The sequence below is a fragment of the Pseudobacter sp. genome (assembly GCF_051955275.1).
In the GTDB taxonomy this organism is placed as follows: Bacteria; Bacteroidota; Bacteroidia; order Chitinophagales; family Chitinophagaceae; genus Pseudobacter.
This window is the reverse complement of the sequence record NZ_JBQCGW010000257.1, coordinates 26,632-41,823: the sequence shown is the minus strand read 5'-3', so window position 1 is coordinate 41,823 and position 15,192 is coordinate 26,632. Positions and strand designations below refer to the sequence as shown.

Genomic DNA, 15,192 nt, shown 5'->3' with positions numbered 1-15,192 from the left:
CAACTGGAAGTGAACCCCAATACAGTGATGCGCAGCTATGAATTCCTGCAACAGAAAGAGATCATAACCAACCAGCGTGGTATCGGGTATTTTGTTTCGGCCGGTGCATTGAATCAGGCCCTGGAATACAGGCGAGATGATTTCATGCAAAAAGAATTACCACAGGTTTTCCGCAATATGTACCTCCTGAATATGGAACCTGATGATCTCAAAATCCGTTTTGAAAAATACAAGAAACAACATTTCGCATGAAAACAAGTAATAAACTGATCCTTGCCATCTTCTTACTGGCAGTGCTGCTGCCTGTACTGGTGGTTGGCACTATACTGGCGAGGTATAAGTCCGGCAATTTCAGCTGGGAAAAAGAGGAGAATGAACTGACCACTTACAGCTATACCGGCAAGCAACACCTGACCCTGCGTGGGATCAACAACCTGACTGTTTACCCATCCGATTCTCTGTATGCAACAATCGAAACCCATTATGGTCTTCCTGTAAAAGAGAGACAGTCCGGAGACTCTGTGCTTTTATTCGGAGATAGTACGTATTACAGGTACGACACACTTCAGAACGGAACTGTTGACAAACAATTCATCACTGAAAACTCTTATGATGTAGTGAAACTGTACCTGCCACCGGGTTTTGATCTGAAACTGGAGGATTGTGAGGGTGTTTACCTCAAAGAAGGTCGTAAAACAAAGCCGGTGGAAAATATCACCATGCACCTGGTCAACTCTGACCTTTTAACCACTGGCTATTACCAGGGCACTCCTAATCCAATCCGTAATCTTTTTTTGAAACTGGATAATTCAAAAGCGGAACTGTCTTTATTGTCTCCTGTTTCAGCTCTGCAGGTTTCGCTTAACCAGGAGAGTGAGTTATCGATATCCGGACTGGAAGTGCAGCAGATCACGATGTCCTATGATTCAAGCTCGGTATTGAAAGCAACAGGCGATCAACTCAAAAAGATCAACCAAAAGAAATAGCCATGAAATCTTTTATTGTAGAGACCCAGCGACTGGACTATAAGTTCCGGTCCGGGCAACCCATTCTTCAACAACTGGACCTGCAGGTGCCCGAAGGAAGCATTTACGGCTTCCTCGGGCCGAATGGGGCGGGCAAGACCACCACGCTCCGCCTGATCCTGGGCCTGCTGAAAAACCAGCAGGGCGTGATCCGGCTGTTCGGTAACAGTATCGAGACCGACCGGATCAAAGCCATGCAGCAGACCGGCACGCTGATCGAATCTCCTTCTTTCTACCTCCACCTTACGGGAAAGGAGAACCTGGAAGTTTTCCGGCTCAGTCTGGGCTGCCCGAAGAGCCGCATCGACGAAGTACTGAAGATCGTTGGTCTCAGCAGCGCTGCGCAGAAAAAGGCAAGCGCTTATTCCCTGGGCATGAAACAACGGTTAGCCATTGCCATTGCGCTGCTCAATGATCCGAAACTGCTGGTCCTCGATGAGCCCACCAATGGCCTGGATCCCAGCGGTATCATAGAAACCCGGGAACTGATCAAAAAACTGAACCGGGAAGAAGGCAAGACCATCCTGGTGAGCAGTCACCTGCTGACGGAAATGGAAAAGATGGCCACGCATATCGGCATCATTCACAAAGGCAAATTATTATTTCAGGGATCGATGCAGGAACTGCAGAAACTACAGGCCGATAAAGCAATGGTGCTGGTTGAGGTGAACGATGCGCAACTCGCCTCGCAGTTGCTGGATGGATTCCCGGTGCAACAGGTGAACGGCACTCAGTTCTCCGTGCAGTTCGAGAGCAGGGAGCGCACGGCACAGCTCAACAAAACACTGGTGCAGCAAGGTATTGAAGTATACCAGGTATCCGTTGAGCAGCACGATCTCGAAAACTTATTCGTTCAAATCACCAACCAGTAGTTATGGCAGGTTTTATCATCAATACAAAAGCGGAGTTCCTGAAAAGCAGGCGCACGCTGGCTTACAGGGCAGCATTTATTGCAGGTGTTGCACTGCCCATTCTTTATGCAATTGCATATATCCTATATCCGAAAGCCTTCATGGCTGAACTGGGCAATATGCCCTGGGAATCCCATGCAAAAGGAAGCTGGCAGATGGGGGCGGCCTTCTTTCCCATGTACGTGACCGTTATTACCAGCCTGGTGGTACAGACAGAGTATAAGAACAATGCCTGGAAACTGGTGTACACGCAGCCACGCAGTTATGCGGATATCTTCTTTTCAAAATTTGTAGTGATACAATTATTGATCATGGGCTCGCTGCTGCTGTTCAATATCTCTATTATTACCAGTGGCTATATAGCCAATATCTTCCGCCCACAATACGGTTTTTTTGAAACGCCACCTCCCGTTGCAGCCTTTGCAAGGCTTACGGCCCGGATCTATATCGCTTCACTTTGCATCACTGCCATCCAGTACTGGCTCAGCCTGCGGTTTAAGAATTATATTACTTCCCTGGGGATAGGTATCGGGCTTACCATCATGGGTATCGCCATTCTGCAATGGGATAAAGTGGTATACTTTCCCTATGCCTTTCCCATTCTCACCTATTTCAAAGCGATGAATGTAAAAGGACTGGCCAGCCATGAATGGTACTCACTCATTGGCACTGCCACTGCACTGGTGCTTGGCTTCTGGAATATGGTCACAAGGAAGGAGCGCGGATAAATTCTTAGAATGATCCGGTCTGGCTTCCGAGCCAGGCCATCATTCCCATACCGGTTTCAATAGCGCTCTCATCGATATTGAAAGTGGGGGTATGCACACCGGAAGTGATGCCTTTCTCCACATTCATTACACCGAGGCGATAGAAACAGCCGGGGATATGTTGCGTGTAGTAGCCGAAATCTTCAGCGCCCATCCTCACTTCAGTGGTTTCCACTTTTTCCTTTCCGGCAAAATCCTCTGCCAGCTTGCGGGCAACTTTGTTCAGCGCTTCATTATTGTATACAGAAGGATAGCCGACATCGATATGCAGGTCGAGCTCCCCGCCCATCGCATGTACGAGACCGGTAGCCTGCTGCCTGATCAGCTCATGGGCCTTGAAGCGCCATTCTTCGTCCAGTGCCCTGAAAGTACCCATCAGCTTCACTTCGCTGGGGATCACATTGGTGGTATGTCCGCCCTGGATGGAGCAGATGGATAATACGGAAGGATTCAGCGGGTTCCGGTTGCGGCTGATGATCTGCTGCAGGCTGACTATCAGTTGCGATGCAATCAGAATGGTATCCGCTGTAAGATGTGGCGCTGCCGCATGGCCGCCTTTACCTTTAATGGTAATATAGATCTCATCGGCGCTGGCCATTACCTGTCCACCTCTGAAGCTCAGTTGTCCGATAGCTAATTGCGGATGCACATGCAGTCCGTAAATGGCTTGTGGAACAGGGGCTTTGGTGAGCACACCTTCTTTGATGAGCAGGCTGGCACCACCGGGGTTGCGCTCCTCACCGGGCTGGAAGATGAGTTTCACTGTGCCTTCCCATTCGTTCTTCAATTCATTCAGAATTTTAGCGGCGCCGAGAAGGCAGGTAGTATGTACATCGTGGCCACAGGCATGCATCACGCCGGGGCGGGTTGATTTATAGGGAACATCGTTCTCTTCCTGGATGGGAAGGGCATCTATATCGGCACGCAGGGCAATCACTTTCTTACCGGGATTCTTTCCTTCAATAACGCCTACCACACCGGTCTCTGCCATCACTGTAAACGGAATACCGAAATCACGCAACTGCTGCTGGATGAACGCTGAGGTTTCAAATTCCTGGTAACTGAGCTCAGGATGGGCATGCAGGTGATGCCTTATGGAGATAAAATCAGGTGCAAAGGCTTTTGCCAGGCTATGGATCTTTTCTTTCAGCGTAGTCATGGTTCAAAAATAATTAAAGAAAACGGTTGGTTTACTCCTGTTCCGTATTCTTCTCGGGGTTTACTTCAATTACATCACGTACAATGTATACTCCTGAAGGGAAATATTGTTTCAGGGCAGACATGTATTGCTCTGCATCTTCACGTTCCTTGAAATTGCCCACTTTCAGTTTATAGAAAGGGGATTGGTAAAGCAGGTATGCTTTCAGTTCCGGGAATTGCTGATAGATGGTTGACTTGGCGCTGAATGCTTTGTTACGGTCGTTGGTGCTTATCACCTGGATGCGGAATCCCGGAGCCGATCTTCGCGCATTGCGGGTAGTGAACTCGTTGATCTCGATCTGCTTTTTGATCAGCAGTTCAATGCGGGGATCCTTATGCACCACCACCGTGGCCGTATCTGTCTGGGCCGATGCATTCAGGCAAATGAACAATATCAGGATTACGCCGGTCAGTTTCATACAGGAGACGATTTGTGCGCTAAAATACAACAATGTTTTAATAGCCCTCAGCGGCCTGCTCTTCTTTAACAATTGCCACGCTGCCACTGCATCCCAGCCTGTCTGCGCCCGCGCCGATCAGCTGTTTTGCAAACTGCGCCGTGCGGATGCCGCCGGAGGCCTTGATCCTGATGGAAGATGGGAGATGCGATCTCATCAGTTGCACGGTTTCCACCGTAGCGCCTTTTTCGGCATAACCGGTGGAGGTTTTCAAGAAATCCACTCCCATACCACCGTAGATTTTGCAGCATTCGATGATCTCTTCATCGGTGAGTACACCGGACTCGATGATCACCTTCAGGATGCGGTCATTCTTATGAGCGGCTTCTATAATATGTTTCACTTCCGCTTCCAGGTAGCCCCAGGCTTTGTTCTTCAATGCTACCAGGTTGATCACCATATCCAGTTCGTCGGCTCCATCCTCGATGGCCTGCTGCGCTTCAAATACCTTTGCTTTCGCAACCGAGTAACCGAAAGGAAAGCCGATAACAGTAGCGGTTTTTACGCTGCTGCCAACCAGCAGGGCTTTGGCATTCTTCACCAGCGGCGGAGGCAGGCAAACGGCCGCAAAGCCATATTGGGTTGCTTCCCGGCACAAGTTACGCGCGTCTTCCAACGTCATAACTGGCTTCAGCATCGTATGATCGATATAGGGTGCTATATTCATGTATATTATTGACCGGTTAAGCAATTTTTAACCGGGTGAAATTACTTCATTTGAGTAATTTGGGTCTTCATCTTTCATATCTAAAATTAACCTCATGAGAAAATCCGGGTTCTACCCACCAGGGAAACCTCTATTCCTGTTGTGGCTGGTATGTTTATTCCATATCAGCCTCACTGCTCAGACAACCTATCCTGTAAATGGCGTGGCCGATCCCAGGATCAGCCACTATGCTTTCACCAATGCCACGCTGGTGCGTGATGCGCAGACTACCATTCCGAATGCCACCCTGGTGGTGAAAGAGGGAAAGATAGTAGCAGCCGGAGCCAATGTTTCCGTGCCGGCCGGTGCCACCGTGATCGATTGCAAGGGCAAGTTCATCTATCCTTCATTTATAGATATGTACAGCGACTATGGCATTGCCATTGCGCAACGCCAGGCCGGTGGCTTTAATTTCTTTGCCCCCGCGCAGCTCACTTCCAACCTCAAGGGAGCATACGGCTGGAATCAGGCCATCCGTTCTGATGTGGAGGGCGACAAGCTCTTCAACGTAGACGATGCAAAAGCCAGGCCACTCCGTGATCTCGGTTTTGGTACCGTGCTCACGCATTCCAAAGACGGTATCGCCCGCGGTACCGGAACGGTGGTTACACTGGCTACCGACAAGGAGAACCTGGTAGTGGTAAAGGAAAAAGCCTCCGCCCACTATTCCTTCAGCAAGGGAACATCCACCCAAAGTTACCCGGGCAGCCTGATGGGCTCTATCGCACTACTGCGCCAGACCTACCTGGATGCACAGTGGTACAAAAGCAATCCTGTGAAGGAAGGCGTGAACATCACACTCAAGTCTTTCAATGAAACACAATCACTGCCGCAGATCTTTGAGGCAGGCGACAAATGGGCTGATCTCCGCGCCAACCGTATCGGCAAGGAATTCGGCGTTGATTATATTATCAAAGGCGGTAATAACGAGTACCAGCGCGTACCGGAGATAGCAGCTACAAAAGCAGCTTTCATCCTGCCATTGAACTTTCCGGCTCCCATGGATGCCGATGATCCCAATGAGCTCCGCTTCACCGGTCTGGATGACCTGAAGCACTGGGAACTGGCGCCCACCAATGCAGGCGCGCTTGAAAAAGCTGGCGTTACCTTTGCCATCACTACCGCTGATCTGGGTAACCTCACCGACTTTCCCGCTAATCTCCGCAAGGCCATCGAGTACGGCCTCAGCGAAACCAAAGCACTGGAAGCGCTCACCAAAACACCGGCCTCACTGTTAGGGATATACGATAAAGTAGGTAGCCTGGAAGGCGGTAAGCTGGCTAACTTCATCATCACTTCCGGAAATATATTCGATGCAAAAACGGTGATCCTGCAAAACTGGGTTCAGGGCATCCGTTACAATGTGAAAGATGAGAACTGGAACGATGCGAAGGGGACTTACACTTTCACCACCAGCAATGCAAAGAATTTCACACTTGACCTGAAAGATGGCGGTGTAGCTACTTTCATTGGTACCGATACGCTGACGGGAAAATATTCCTACGACGGCAAACTGGTGAAGCTCAGCTTCACGGAAGGCCGCGCGCCGAAGGTTTCAGAGACCATCATGAGTGGTATCGCTTCCGGTAATGAATGGAACGGTTCCGGGCGTGATGGTGCAGGCAATCCATTCACCTGGAGTGCTACATTATCCAAAGCTGCCGCAGCCAAATCCGATAGCGCCAAAGCAAAGCCTGCGCCGGATCTCGGAAAAGTGACCTATCCTTTTCTCGCATATGGCACTGAAACGCTTCCTGTGCAGGAAACCATGCTTATAAAGAACGCTACAGTCTGGACTTCCGAAAAAGAGGGCAAGCTGGAAGGAACGGATGTGCTGATCAAAGGGGGTAAGATCGCAGCTATTGGCAAGAACCTTTCCGGTGCAGGCGCACGAGTGATAGATGGTACAGGTAAACACCTTACAGCAGGCATCATTGATGAGCACTCGCATATTGCCGCCATGAGCATCAATGAAGGCGGGCAGAGTGTTACCTCCGAAGTACGCATTGCAGACAATCTCAATCCTGAAGATATCAATATCTACCGCCAGCTCTCCGGTGGCGTAACCACATCACATATCCTGCACGGATCGGCCAATACCATTGGCGGTCAAACACAGCTCATCAAACTGCGCTGGGGTGCGGATGATGAAGGACTGAAGTTCAAAGGAGCTGATCCCTTTATCAAGTTTGCATTGGGAGAGAATGTGAAGCGTTCTTCTTCTCAGCAGAATAACCGTTTCCCTGATACGCGTATGGGAGTTGAGCAGGTGCTCACCGATGCATTCCAGCGTGCATCCGACTACCAGGCTGCCTTGCTGAAAGAAAGACCAGCCAGTACATCGGGTACCGGTAAAGCTAAAAAGAGTGCTGCCGGTCCGAATCCCATTTTAAATCCTGTCCGCCGGGACCTTGAACTGGATGCGCTGGTGGAGATCATGAACAAAAAGCGTTTCATTACCTGTCACTCTTACGTGCAGAGCGAGATCACTGCTACCATGCGCGTAGCGGAAAAATTCGGATTCCCGGTAAATACATTTACGCATATACTTGAGGGCTACAAGGTAGCTGATAAGATGAAAGCGCATGGCGCCAATGCTTCTACTTTCAGCGACTGGTGGCAGTACAAGATGGAAGTGGTGGATGCCATTCCGCAGAATGCAAGCATCATGGCTAAGGTTGGTCTCAATGTAGCCATCAACTCCGACGATGCTGAAATGGCGCGCCGCCTCAACCAGGAAGCTGCCAAGAGCATCAAGTATGCTGGAATGAGTGAGATCGATGCGTTGAACATGGTTACCATCAATCCTGCTAAAATGCTGCATGTGGATGATAAGGTAGGAAGTATCAGGGTTGGTAAGGATGCTGACCTGGTGCTCTGGAGCCATAATCCGCTCACTATTTATGCAGTGGCGGAAAAAACAATTGTAGACGGTACTGTTTATTTCGATCGTGAAAAAGATGCAGAACTGCGTAAGCAGATCCAGGCTGAGAAGGCCAGGCTGATAAACAAGCTGCAGTCTGCCAAACGTTCTGCCGGACCTGCCGGTGCTGCACAGTTCCAGCGCGCAAGGCCAAGGATGGAACTGATCCATACCTGTATGGACCATTTCCATAGTCATGGTTTGCTGGCAGTGGATGTAGACAATATCAACGAGTAATCAAACAGAAAACTGAAACAACATGAAACGAATCTATTTAATGATAAGTGCTGCGTTGATGATGGGAGCAGTCTCTGCCCAGGAGACTGTATACCCCGCACCGGCGCAGACGGTGACCTTTGCCCTCACCAATGCCACTGTGCATGTAGGCAACGGACAGGTGATAGAGAACGGGATGGTGGTAGTAAGCGGCGGCAAGATTGTGGATGTGCGTCCGAATGCAGCCATTGCCGATGTAAAGATCTATGATTGCAAAGGCAAGCATATCTATCCGGGCCTTATTCTCAGTTCCTCCAACCTGGGGCTGGTGGAAGTGGGCAGTGTTCGCGCCACCGTGGATGCCACTGAAATGGGGGAACTCAATCCCAATGTGCGTTCCATTGTGGCTTACAATACGGATTCCAAAGTAACCAATACGCTTCGTACCAACGGGATCCTGCTGGCGAATATCGTTCCGCAGGGTGGTATTATTTCCGGCTCTTCTTCCGTGGTGCAACTGGATGCCTGGAACTGGGAAGATGCACTGGTATCGGCCGATAAGAATATCCATTTCCGCATGCCTTCATTACTGAACAGGCGTGGCGGGGGCCGTGGTTTCTTCTTTCAGCAACAGCCTGCCGGTGATCCGGTGAAACGCGGACTGGAGCAGATAGAAGGAGTGAAAGCTTTTTTACGTGAAGCGAAAGCATACCATGCAGCAGGAACTCATGAAGCCGTGAACCTGAAATTTGAATCGGTGAAAGGGCTGTTCGATAGGTCCAAGAAGCTTTTCATTCATTGCGATATTGTAAAAGAGATGCTGATTGCCATTGAATTTGCAAAGGAGTTCGGGTGTGATGTAGTGCTGGTTGGCGCAGCGGACAGCTGGCAGATCGCTGATATCCTGAAGCAGAACAATATTGCCGTTGTGCTGAACCAGTTGCATGACCTGCCGGTGATGGCGGATGATGATGTTGACCAGCCTTTCAAAACTCCATCATTGCTGCAGAAAGCCGGTGTATTGTTTGCCATCAATGATGATGACGGAAATACGCGTCAGCGAAACCTGGCTTTCAATGCCGGTACTGCCGCGGCATATGGATTGACCAAAGAGCAGGCCCTGTCTGCCATTACGCTGAATGCGGCAACCATTCTTGGTGTGGCTGATAAGACCGGCTCCATCGAAAAAGGAAAAGATGCCAATATTGTAGTGGCTGATGGTGATATCCTGGATATGAGCGGGAATGTGATCTCGCTGGCTTTTATACAGGGCAGGCAGCTTGATCTGACGGATAAACACAAACAGTTGTCGGACCGTTACAAGCACAAGTACGGATTGAAATAAAATTAATTAGTTGTGAGGGCCGCCTGAAAGGGTGGCCCTTCTTGTTATGGCGTGCCCAGTCGCTCGTGTCCCCGATTATTGGCAACATGTCTTTTAAAACAGCCCTATTTGATTTAATTCGAAGCAATTGCTTTTTTCCCTAGTTTGCAATACCTAAACACCGGGTCCGTACTATTGGCGCTGCTTACATCATATCATGAAAAGGAACTGCTGCAACTGATCAGCCAGGGAGATGAACAGGCTTTTGAGCAACTGTTCAATCAGTATGTTCCCCTGTTGCAACCCTATCTGCTGAACATGCTGAAATCTGAACAGGCAGCAGAAGACGCCATCCAGAATACCTTCATCCGCATCTGGCTTCAACGGGATAAACTGACTGAGATTGAATTTCCGCGCACCTGGATCACCCGTATTGCCATCAATGAATGCCTCAATATGCTCCGGCGCAAACAGACTGAAAAGAGAGCGCTGGACAAATGGCAGGAAACTGCTCCCACCCAATCAGGGATTGAAACAGATACACAATACCATCAGACAAAACAACTGGTGCAGCAGGCAGTAGAACGCCTCTCGCCGCAAAGAAGGAAGATCTATGAAATGAGCCGCCTGCAGGGCAGGTCTGTTTCAGAGATCGCAGCCGAGTTGGGACTGTCTGTACAAACCGTCAAAAACACTATAGGCATCAGTCTTGAACAGATCCGTGAACACCTTAAGAATAACGGCATAACTATACCTGCCATAGTGTTCTGGACTTTTCTGGAATTTTTTTTATGATCGATGGTACGATCAGTTTCCCCAGGTTTCTATTAATCCGGATATGGACCAAAACAGGATAAAACAATTGTTGCAGGCCTTCAGGGCCGGTGAACTTTCAGAAGCTGAACAGGCCGAATGGGATCAGCTGATGGAATCCACCGATGCAAGGCAATTGCTCCAGCAACTGATGGAGGCGGAAATGCTATTGCAGCAGGCTGCAGGCGATTTTGATATGAAACCCTGGAAGCCGGTGCTGATACGCATTCTGAGCGTTGATCAATACCAGGCAATGCCGGAAGAGGTCAGCCAGGCCCCTGTCTATCCCATGCGTAAATGGATCTGGGCCGCCGCAGCTGTACTGGTATTACTCGCAGCGGGCGCACTTTATCTCATTACAAATAAAACTTCCACACCACCTCCGGTTGTTGCAAAAACAGAACAGGAGATCGGGCCGGGCAAAGATGGTGCTGTGCTTACCCTGGCTGATGGCAGACAGGTGGTGCTCGATAGCCTGGGGAATGGCATCGTGGCCATGGAAGATGGCGCACAGGTAACGCTGAAAAACGGACAATTACATTACTCCCAGCTGGAGACTTCCAATAAAGAAGTACAGTATAATACCATGACCACCCCGCACGGTCGTCAGTTCATGATCACACTGCCCGATGGTACGGAAGTATGGTTGAACGCAGCAAGTTCCATCCGCTTTCCGGTTGAATTCGGTTCAACGGAAAGAAAAGTGGAATTGAGCGGCGAAGCATTCTTTCATGTAAAGAGCATGAACCTCCCCGCCTTCAAAGGCCGGCCAGCTATCAAGGTTCCGTTTGTGGTGAATGTGAACAAACAGCTTGATGTGGAAGTACTGGGCACGCAGTTCAATGTAAACGCTTACACCAATGAAAAGGCCATCAATACCACGCTTACGGAGGGTGTGGTGCGTGTGAAAGTTATTTCCGGAGACGAAGAGGCATCGCAAACGGCCATGCTGTTACCAGGGCAGCAGGCATCGGTGAATAACAATGGCAGCAAAAAGATCACAGTGCTGGATGCTGACCTGGATAAAGTGACAGCCTGGAAGAACGGTCTCTTCAATTTTGAAAATGTCAGTCTCGCTGATGCCATGCTTCAGCTGGAGCGCTGGTACGATATAGATGTAGCATACGAAAACGGTATACCCAAAATCTGGTTCTCGGGCAAGATCAGCAGGGAAACCAATCTTACAGGGCTATTGAAAATACTCGAAAAAACCGGAGTGCAGTTCCGTCTGGAAGGAAGGAAACTGATTGTGCTCCAGGGGCATTGACCAACCTTATCGCAATCATTGACCTTACCTGTTCTATCAACCTGTTTCCTGTTGATCGGCACAAAAAAGCCGGAAGTGGTTGCAACACCTCCGGCCGCGTTTTGAGTTGATCAGAAGAATCGTGTTCATTTTTTCACAACTCCCGCCTGATTATGAGCAGGCGGTAAAACTGACGCAATTTATGTTAAAAACTGCAATCCGGTTACAAACCGGCGCGGCACTGCCATGTAGTGCTGAAGCGGGTTACCGGCCCTTGACCAAACTGCTGCTAGCTATGAAGCTGACCATTGTACTACTCACCACCATGCTGACCTGCGCCTATGCTACCGGGCTCTCACAGTCAGTTACATTTTCAGGAAAGGATGTTCCGTTGAAACAGGTTTTTACGGCCATCGAAAACCAGACAGGTTATGTTGTGTTCTCCAACAGGAATACGTTGGATGATGCAAAAAAGGTAAGTATCACGGCCACTGATATGCCGCTTGCTGATTTCCTGCATGCTGTACTGAAAGAACAGCCTTTTGAATTCAGTATCGAAGGAAAGACCATCGTGCTCTCTCCTAAAAAAATAATATCGCTTCCCATTCAGCTGTTCGAGCCACCGGGCAGAGATGTTTCAGGTTTTATTTTAGACGAAAAGAACAGGACGCCTATACGTGGGGTAACTATCATAGTGAATGGAACCAATAAAGCCACTCAAACAGATGAGAAGGGGGCTTTTACACTAAAGGGTATCGAAGGCGATATCACCATCACCCTCACCAGTATCGGGTATGAAAAAAAGGTGGTGAAGATCGCTAAAACTACCATGAACATTGTGGAATCCATGAAAGTGGCCACCAATGAACTGGACCAGGCTGTAGTGCAGGCTTACGGCATCACCAGCAAACGTTTGTCAACCGGTAATATCACAAGGGTTTCCGGCGAAGAACTGCGCAGGCAACCTGTTATGAATCCTGTAACTGCCTTGCAGGGAAGAGTGCCCGGCCTGCAGGTTACCAATATGACCGGCATTGCCAGTTCTCCTGTAAAACTGCAGATCAGGGGAAGAAATTCGATCAATACCAATGCAATCACCGAACCGCTTTATGTGATCGATGGCATCCCGCAGACAGTACTGGAATCAGGTATCGCCACTTACAATACGGAAGGTGTTTCTGCCGGCCTTGTGCAGGGAGGATTATCTTATACGGAAGGACAAAGCCCTTTTTTCAATATCAATCCAAAAGACATAGAAAGTATCGAAGTACTGAAAGATGCCGATGCCACTGCTATTTATGGTTCGCGTGCCGCCAATGGCGTGATCCTCATCACCACCCGGAAAGCGCAGCCGGGAAAGACTGCCCTCGAAGCATCGGTGCAACAGGGCTTCGTAACCATTTCCCGGGTTCCTAAAATGCTAAACCTGCGTGAGTACCTCGACATGCGTTACGAAGCATTCAAAAATGATGGCATTACGCCTACTCCTGAAAATGCGCCTGACCTGATGGTCTGGGATACTACCCGTTCTACCGACTGGCTGAAAGAATTGCTGAATCCAGGAAAGAGCACAGATCTGTCTCTTGCTCTCTCCGGCGGCGATCAGCGCACCAGTTTCAGGCTGGCAGGAGGATATACTGATCAGGTGGACCTGAATACAAGATCGGGTGGAAATAAAAGAGGTACCGTGCACCTGAATGTACGCCATACCAGCTCCAATCAAAAGCTTACCATGAGTTTTACGGCCAGTTATGGCGCTTCCAAAGTGGAGGCCATCAGCGACGCCAGTTCAGGATATGTATCTCCTCCCAATGCTCCTCCCATTTTTGATGAATCAGGTAAGCTGAATTTCAGAGGATACAACAGCAATTCCAACATCAACAATTATCCTTTCGATTATATCCTTAAAACCAATATTGTAAAAACGAGCGTACTGAACAGTAACCTCTCCATCAATTATACCTTGTTGAAAGGGTTGGTGCTGACGGGCAGCCTGAGTTATCAGAATGCGAACAATACCAGCGATATCTATAATCCAATGGCTTCACAGAATCCACAGGGAAACCCGATGGCCACTACTACGCTGGGTAATACCAAAAACAATAACCTCGCTTTTGAGCCACAACTGAATTACACACGCTCCATTTCAAGAGGCAAACTGTCTGTATTGCTGGGAGGTACGCTTCAGAAGACAAATACCGCTACGGGCATGACCATGGGGCTCGGGTTTACCAGCGACGATCTCATGCGAAGTATCGGCCTGGCGCAGCTGATGCAAACAACCAATACATTTTTCGATTATAAATATGCCGGTGTGTTCACCCGGATCAATTACAACTGGGAGAACAAATATATCCTGAACCTGCAGGCAAGAAGGGATGGCTCTTCCCGCTTTGCGCCAGGCAGACAGTTCGGCAACTTCGGATCCGTTGGCGCCTCCTGGATCGCCACGGAAGAAGAATGGCTTAAAAAAGCCCTTCCTTCCTGGGTCAGCCTCATCAAACTGAGAGGCAGCTACGGAATTACCGGCAGTGATAATGTAGGCAACTACGAATACCTGGCCCGTTATTCCACGCAACAACCGGGCAGCAGCCTGCGCATGTTCACCTACAACGATGTGCAGCCCTACGTGAACCAGGTTCCTGTGAACCAGGATTACAGGTGGGAAGAAGGAAGATTGACCGAAGGCGGATTAAGCATGGCCTTTATGGATGACAGGCTGACCGTTGATCTGTCTGTATACCGCAAGCGTTCCGGCAATCAGCTCACCCAGTTACCTACCCCTGCCTATACTGGTTTTGCAAGCGCCCGGGCCAACTGGGTGGCTACCGTACAGAACCAGGGCGTTGAGCTTTCTGCAAGAATGGAAGTGATCAGAAAAAAAGATTTCCGTTTTTCTATGTCTGCCAATATCAGCAGGAATGAGAATTCACTGATCTCTTATCCCGGCATTGAAAAATCACCTTTCGCTACCAGGTACAAAGTAGGGCAGTCGCTTGCCACTATTTATGTACTGCGTGTTACCGGTGTTAATCCTTTATCGGGCGAATACACATTTGAAGATTATAACAAAGACGGAAAGATCACCACCAATAATAGTGTGTTTCCAGGAACAGGTGATGATGACCGTTACCTGGCTTATGATATGAACCCTGAATTCTTCGGTGGTTTCGGAACAGATTTCAGGTGGAAGGATTTTGGATTGAGTCTGCATTTCAGTTATTCCAAACAGATCGGGTACCAGGCATATACCGGTCTCAGTGCAGGAAGAATGAATAACCTGGTAATGCCTCCGGGGATGCTGGAAGGGCGCTGGCGTCAGCCGGGTGATATTGCCCTGTTCCCCAAATTCACCACCATCGGCGATAACAGGGGAGTGGAGCTTACCAATACCTCCTTTGTAAGGATGAATGCTGTTGAGTTCAGCTACAGCATGTCACCGGAGCTGGTTAAAAAAGCAGGTGTTCAGGCCTGCAATATCTCCCTGAATGTGTCCAACCTGTTTACCATCACCAGGCATGGTATGGATCCCAGTATCAGGAACGGATCGTTCAATCCGATCCCCAGGATCATTGTTGGCAGATTAACTATCACCCTGTAAAC

The 15,192-nt window shown here is 49.2% G+C and carries 12 protein-coding genes; 9 read left to right on the top strand and 3 right to left on the bottom strand.

Translation table 11 applies throughout. The features are described from left to right. The 4 genes from ACTHMC_RS22415 to ACTHMC_RS22400 form a co-directional block, all read left to right on the top strand. The coding region (locus tag ACTHMC_RS22415) for a GntR family transcriptional regulator (RefSeq protein ID WP_440416577.1) at positions 1 to 252 on the top strand (252 nt) is incomplete at its 5' end. Beyond that, complete coding sequence (locus ACTHMC_RS22410) at positions 249 to 986, top strand: hypothetical protein (protein ID WP_440416576.1); 738 nt, start codon at positions 249 to 251, stop codon at positions 984 to 986. The genes ACTHMC_RS22415 and ACTHMC_RS22410, both read left to right, overlap by 4 nt. 2 nt (positions 987 to 988) lie before the next feature. Next, positions 989 to 1,897 (top strand): ABC transporter ATP-binding protein, encoded by a 909-nt coding sequence (locus ACTHMC_RS22405; RefSeq protein WP_440416574.1) that lies wholly within the window; start codon positions 989 to 991, stop codon positions 1,895 to 1,897. A gap of 2 nt (positions 1,898 to 1,899) precedes the next feature. Beyond that, positions 1,900 to 2,664 (top strand): ABC transporter permease, encoded by a 765-nt coding sequence (locus ACTHMC_RS22400; protein WP_440416573.1) that lies wholly within the window; start codon positions 1,900 to 1,902, stop codon positions 2,662 to 2,664. A 4-nt stretch (positions 2,665 to 2,668) separates the two neighbouring features. Here the strand turns inward: ACTHMC_RS22400 and ACTHMC_RS22395 are convergent, their stop codons facing one another. From ACTHMC_RS22395 to deoC, 3 genes are read right to left on the bottom strand one after another with little or no spacing between them, the layout of a single operon-like run. Next, positions 2,669 to 3,862, bottom strand: coding sequence for a M20 metallopeptidase family protein (locus ACTHMC_RS22395; RefSeq protein ID WP_440416571.1), 1,194 nt, complete (start codon positions 3,860 to 3,862; stop codon positions 2,669 to 2,671). Positions 3,863 to 3,893: 31 nt separating this feature from the next. After that, complete coding sequence (locus tag ACTHMC_RS22390; protein ID WP_440416570.1) at positions 3,894 to 4,322, bottom strand: SPOR domain-containing protein; 429 nt, start codon at positions 4,320 to 4,322, stop codon at positions 3,894 to 3,896. A 37-nt stretch (positions 4,323 to 4,359) separates the two neighbouring features. After that, complete coding sequence (gene deoC / locus ACTHMC_RS22385) at positions 4,360 to 5,028, bottom strand: deoxyribose-phosphate aldolase (protein WP_440416568.1); 669 nt, start codon at positions 5,026 to 5,028, stop codon at positions 4,360 to 4,362. A gap of 94 nt (positions 5,029 to 5,122) precedes the next feature. On the opposite strand from deoC, the gene ACTHMC_RS22380 reads away from it, so the two are divergent. The 5 genes from ACTHMC_RS22380 (at position 5,123) to ACTHMC_RS22360 (ending at position 15,190) form a co-directional block, all read left to right on the top strand. Then, positions 5,123 to 8,227 (top strand): amidohydrolase family protein, encoded by a 3,105-nt coding sequence (locus ACTHMC_RS22380; RefSeq protein WP_440416567.1) that lies wholly within the window; start codon positions 5,123 to 5,125, stop codon positions 8,225 to 8,227. 22 nt (positions 8,228 to 8,249) lie between these two features. Beyond that, the gene (locus tag ACTHMC_RS22375) at positions 8,250 to 9,551 is read left to right on the top strand and encodes an amidohydrolase family protein (protein WP_440416566.1); all 1,302 of its coding nucleotides are present in this window, start codon (positions 8,250 to 8,252) and stop codon (positions 9,549 to 9,551) included. Between the two features lie 144 nt (positions 9,552 to 9,695). Then, positions 9,696 to 10,325: an RNA polymerase sigma factor gene (locus ACTHMC_RS22370; RefSeq protein WP_440416564.1), complete on the top strand. Its 630-nt coding sequence runs from the start codon at positions 9,696 to 9,698 to the stop codon at positions 10,323 to 10,325. A 43-nt stretch (positions 10,326 to 10,368) separates the two neighbouring features. After that, positions 10,369 to 11,610 carry a FecR domain-containing protein gene (locus ACTHMC_RS22365; RefSeq protein ID WP_440416563.1) on the top strand — a complete coding sequence of 414 codons (1,242 nt, stop codon included), beginning with the start codon at positions 10,369 to 10,371 and terminating at the stop codon, positions 11,608 to 11,610. Positions 11,611 to 11,884: 274 nt separating this feature from the next. Next, positions 11,885 to 15,190 (top strand): SusC/RagA family TonB-linked outer membrane protein, encoded by a 3,306-nt coding sequence (locus ACTHMC_RS22360; RefSeq protein ID WP_440416562.1) that lies wholly within the window; start codon positions 11,885 to 11,887, stop codon positions 15,188 to 15,190. Positions 15,191 to 15,192 lie beyond the last annotated feature (2 nt).

Excerpts from the sequence above, each read along its gene's own strand:
- ACTHMC_RS22410 (WP_440416576.1), top strand. The coding sequence starts at position 249 with ATGAAAACAAGTAATAAACTGATCCTTGCCATCTTCTTACTGGCAGTG.
- ACTHMC_RS22405 (WP_440416574.1), top strand. The coding sequence starts at position 989 with ATGAAATCTTTTATTGTAGAGACCCAGCGACTGGACTATAAGTTCCGG.
- ACTHMC_RS22400 (WP_440416573.1), top strand. The coding sequence starts at position 1,900 with ATGGCAGGTTTTATCATCAATACAAAAGCGGAGTTCCTGAAAAGCAGG.
- ACTHMC_RS22395 (WP_440416571.1), bottom strand. The coding sequence starts at position 3,862 with ATGACTACGCTGAAAGAAAAGATCCATAGCCTGGCAAAAGCCTTTGCA.
- ACTHMC_RS22390 (WP_440416570.1), bottom strand. The coding sequence starts at position 4,322 with ATGAAACTGACCGGCGTAATCCTGATATTGTTCATTTGCCTGAATGCA.
- deoC (WP_440416568.1), bottom strand. The coding sequence starts at position 5,028 with ATGAATATAGCACCCTATATCGATCATACGATGCTGAAGCCAGTTATG.
- ACTHMC_RS22380 (WP_440416567.1), top strand. The coding sequence starts at position 5,123 with ATGAGAAAATCCGGGTTCTACCCACCAGGGAAACCTCTATTCCTGTTG.
- ACTHMC_RS22375 (WP_440416566.1), top strand. The coding sequence starts at position 8,250 with ATGAAACGAATCTATTTAATGATAAGTGCTGCGTTGATGATGGGAGCA.
- ACTHMC_RS22365 (WP_440416563.1), top strand. The coding sequence starts at position 10,369 with ATGGACCAAAACAGGATAAAACAATTGTTGCAGGCCTTCAGGGCCGGT.
- ACTHMC_RS22360 (WP_440416562.1), top strand. The coding sequence starts at position 11,885 with ATGAAGCTGACCATTGTACTACTCACCACCATGCTGACCTGCGCCTAT.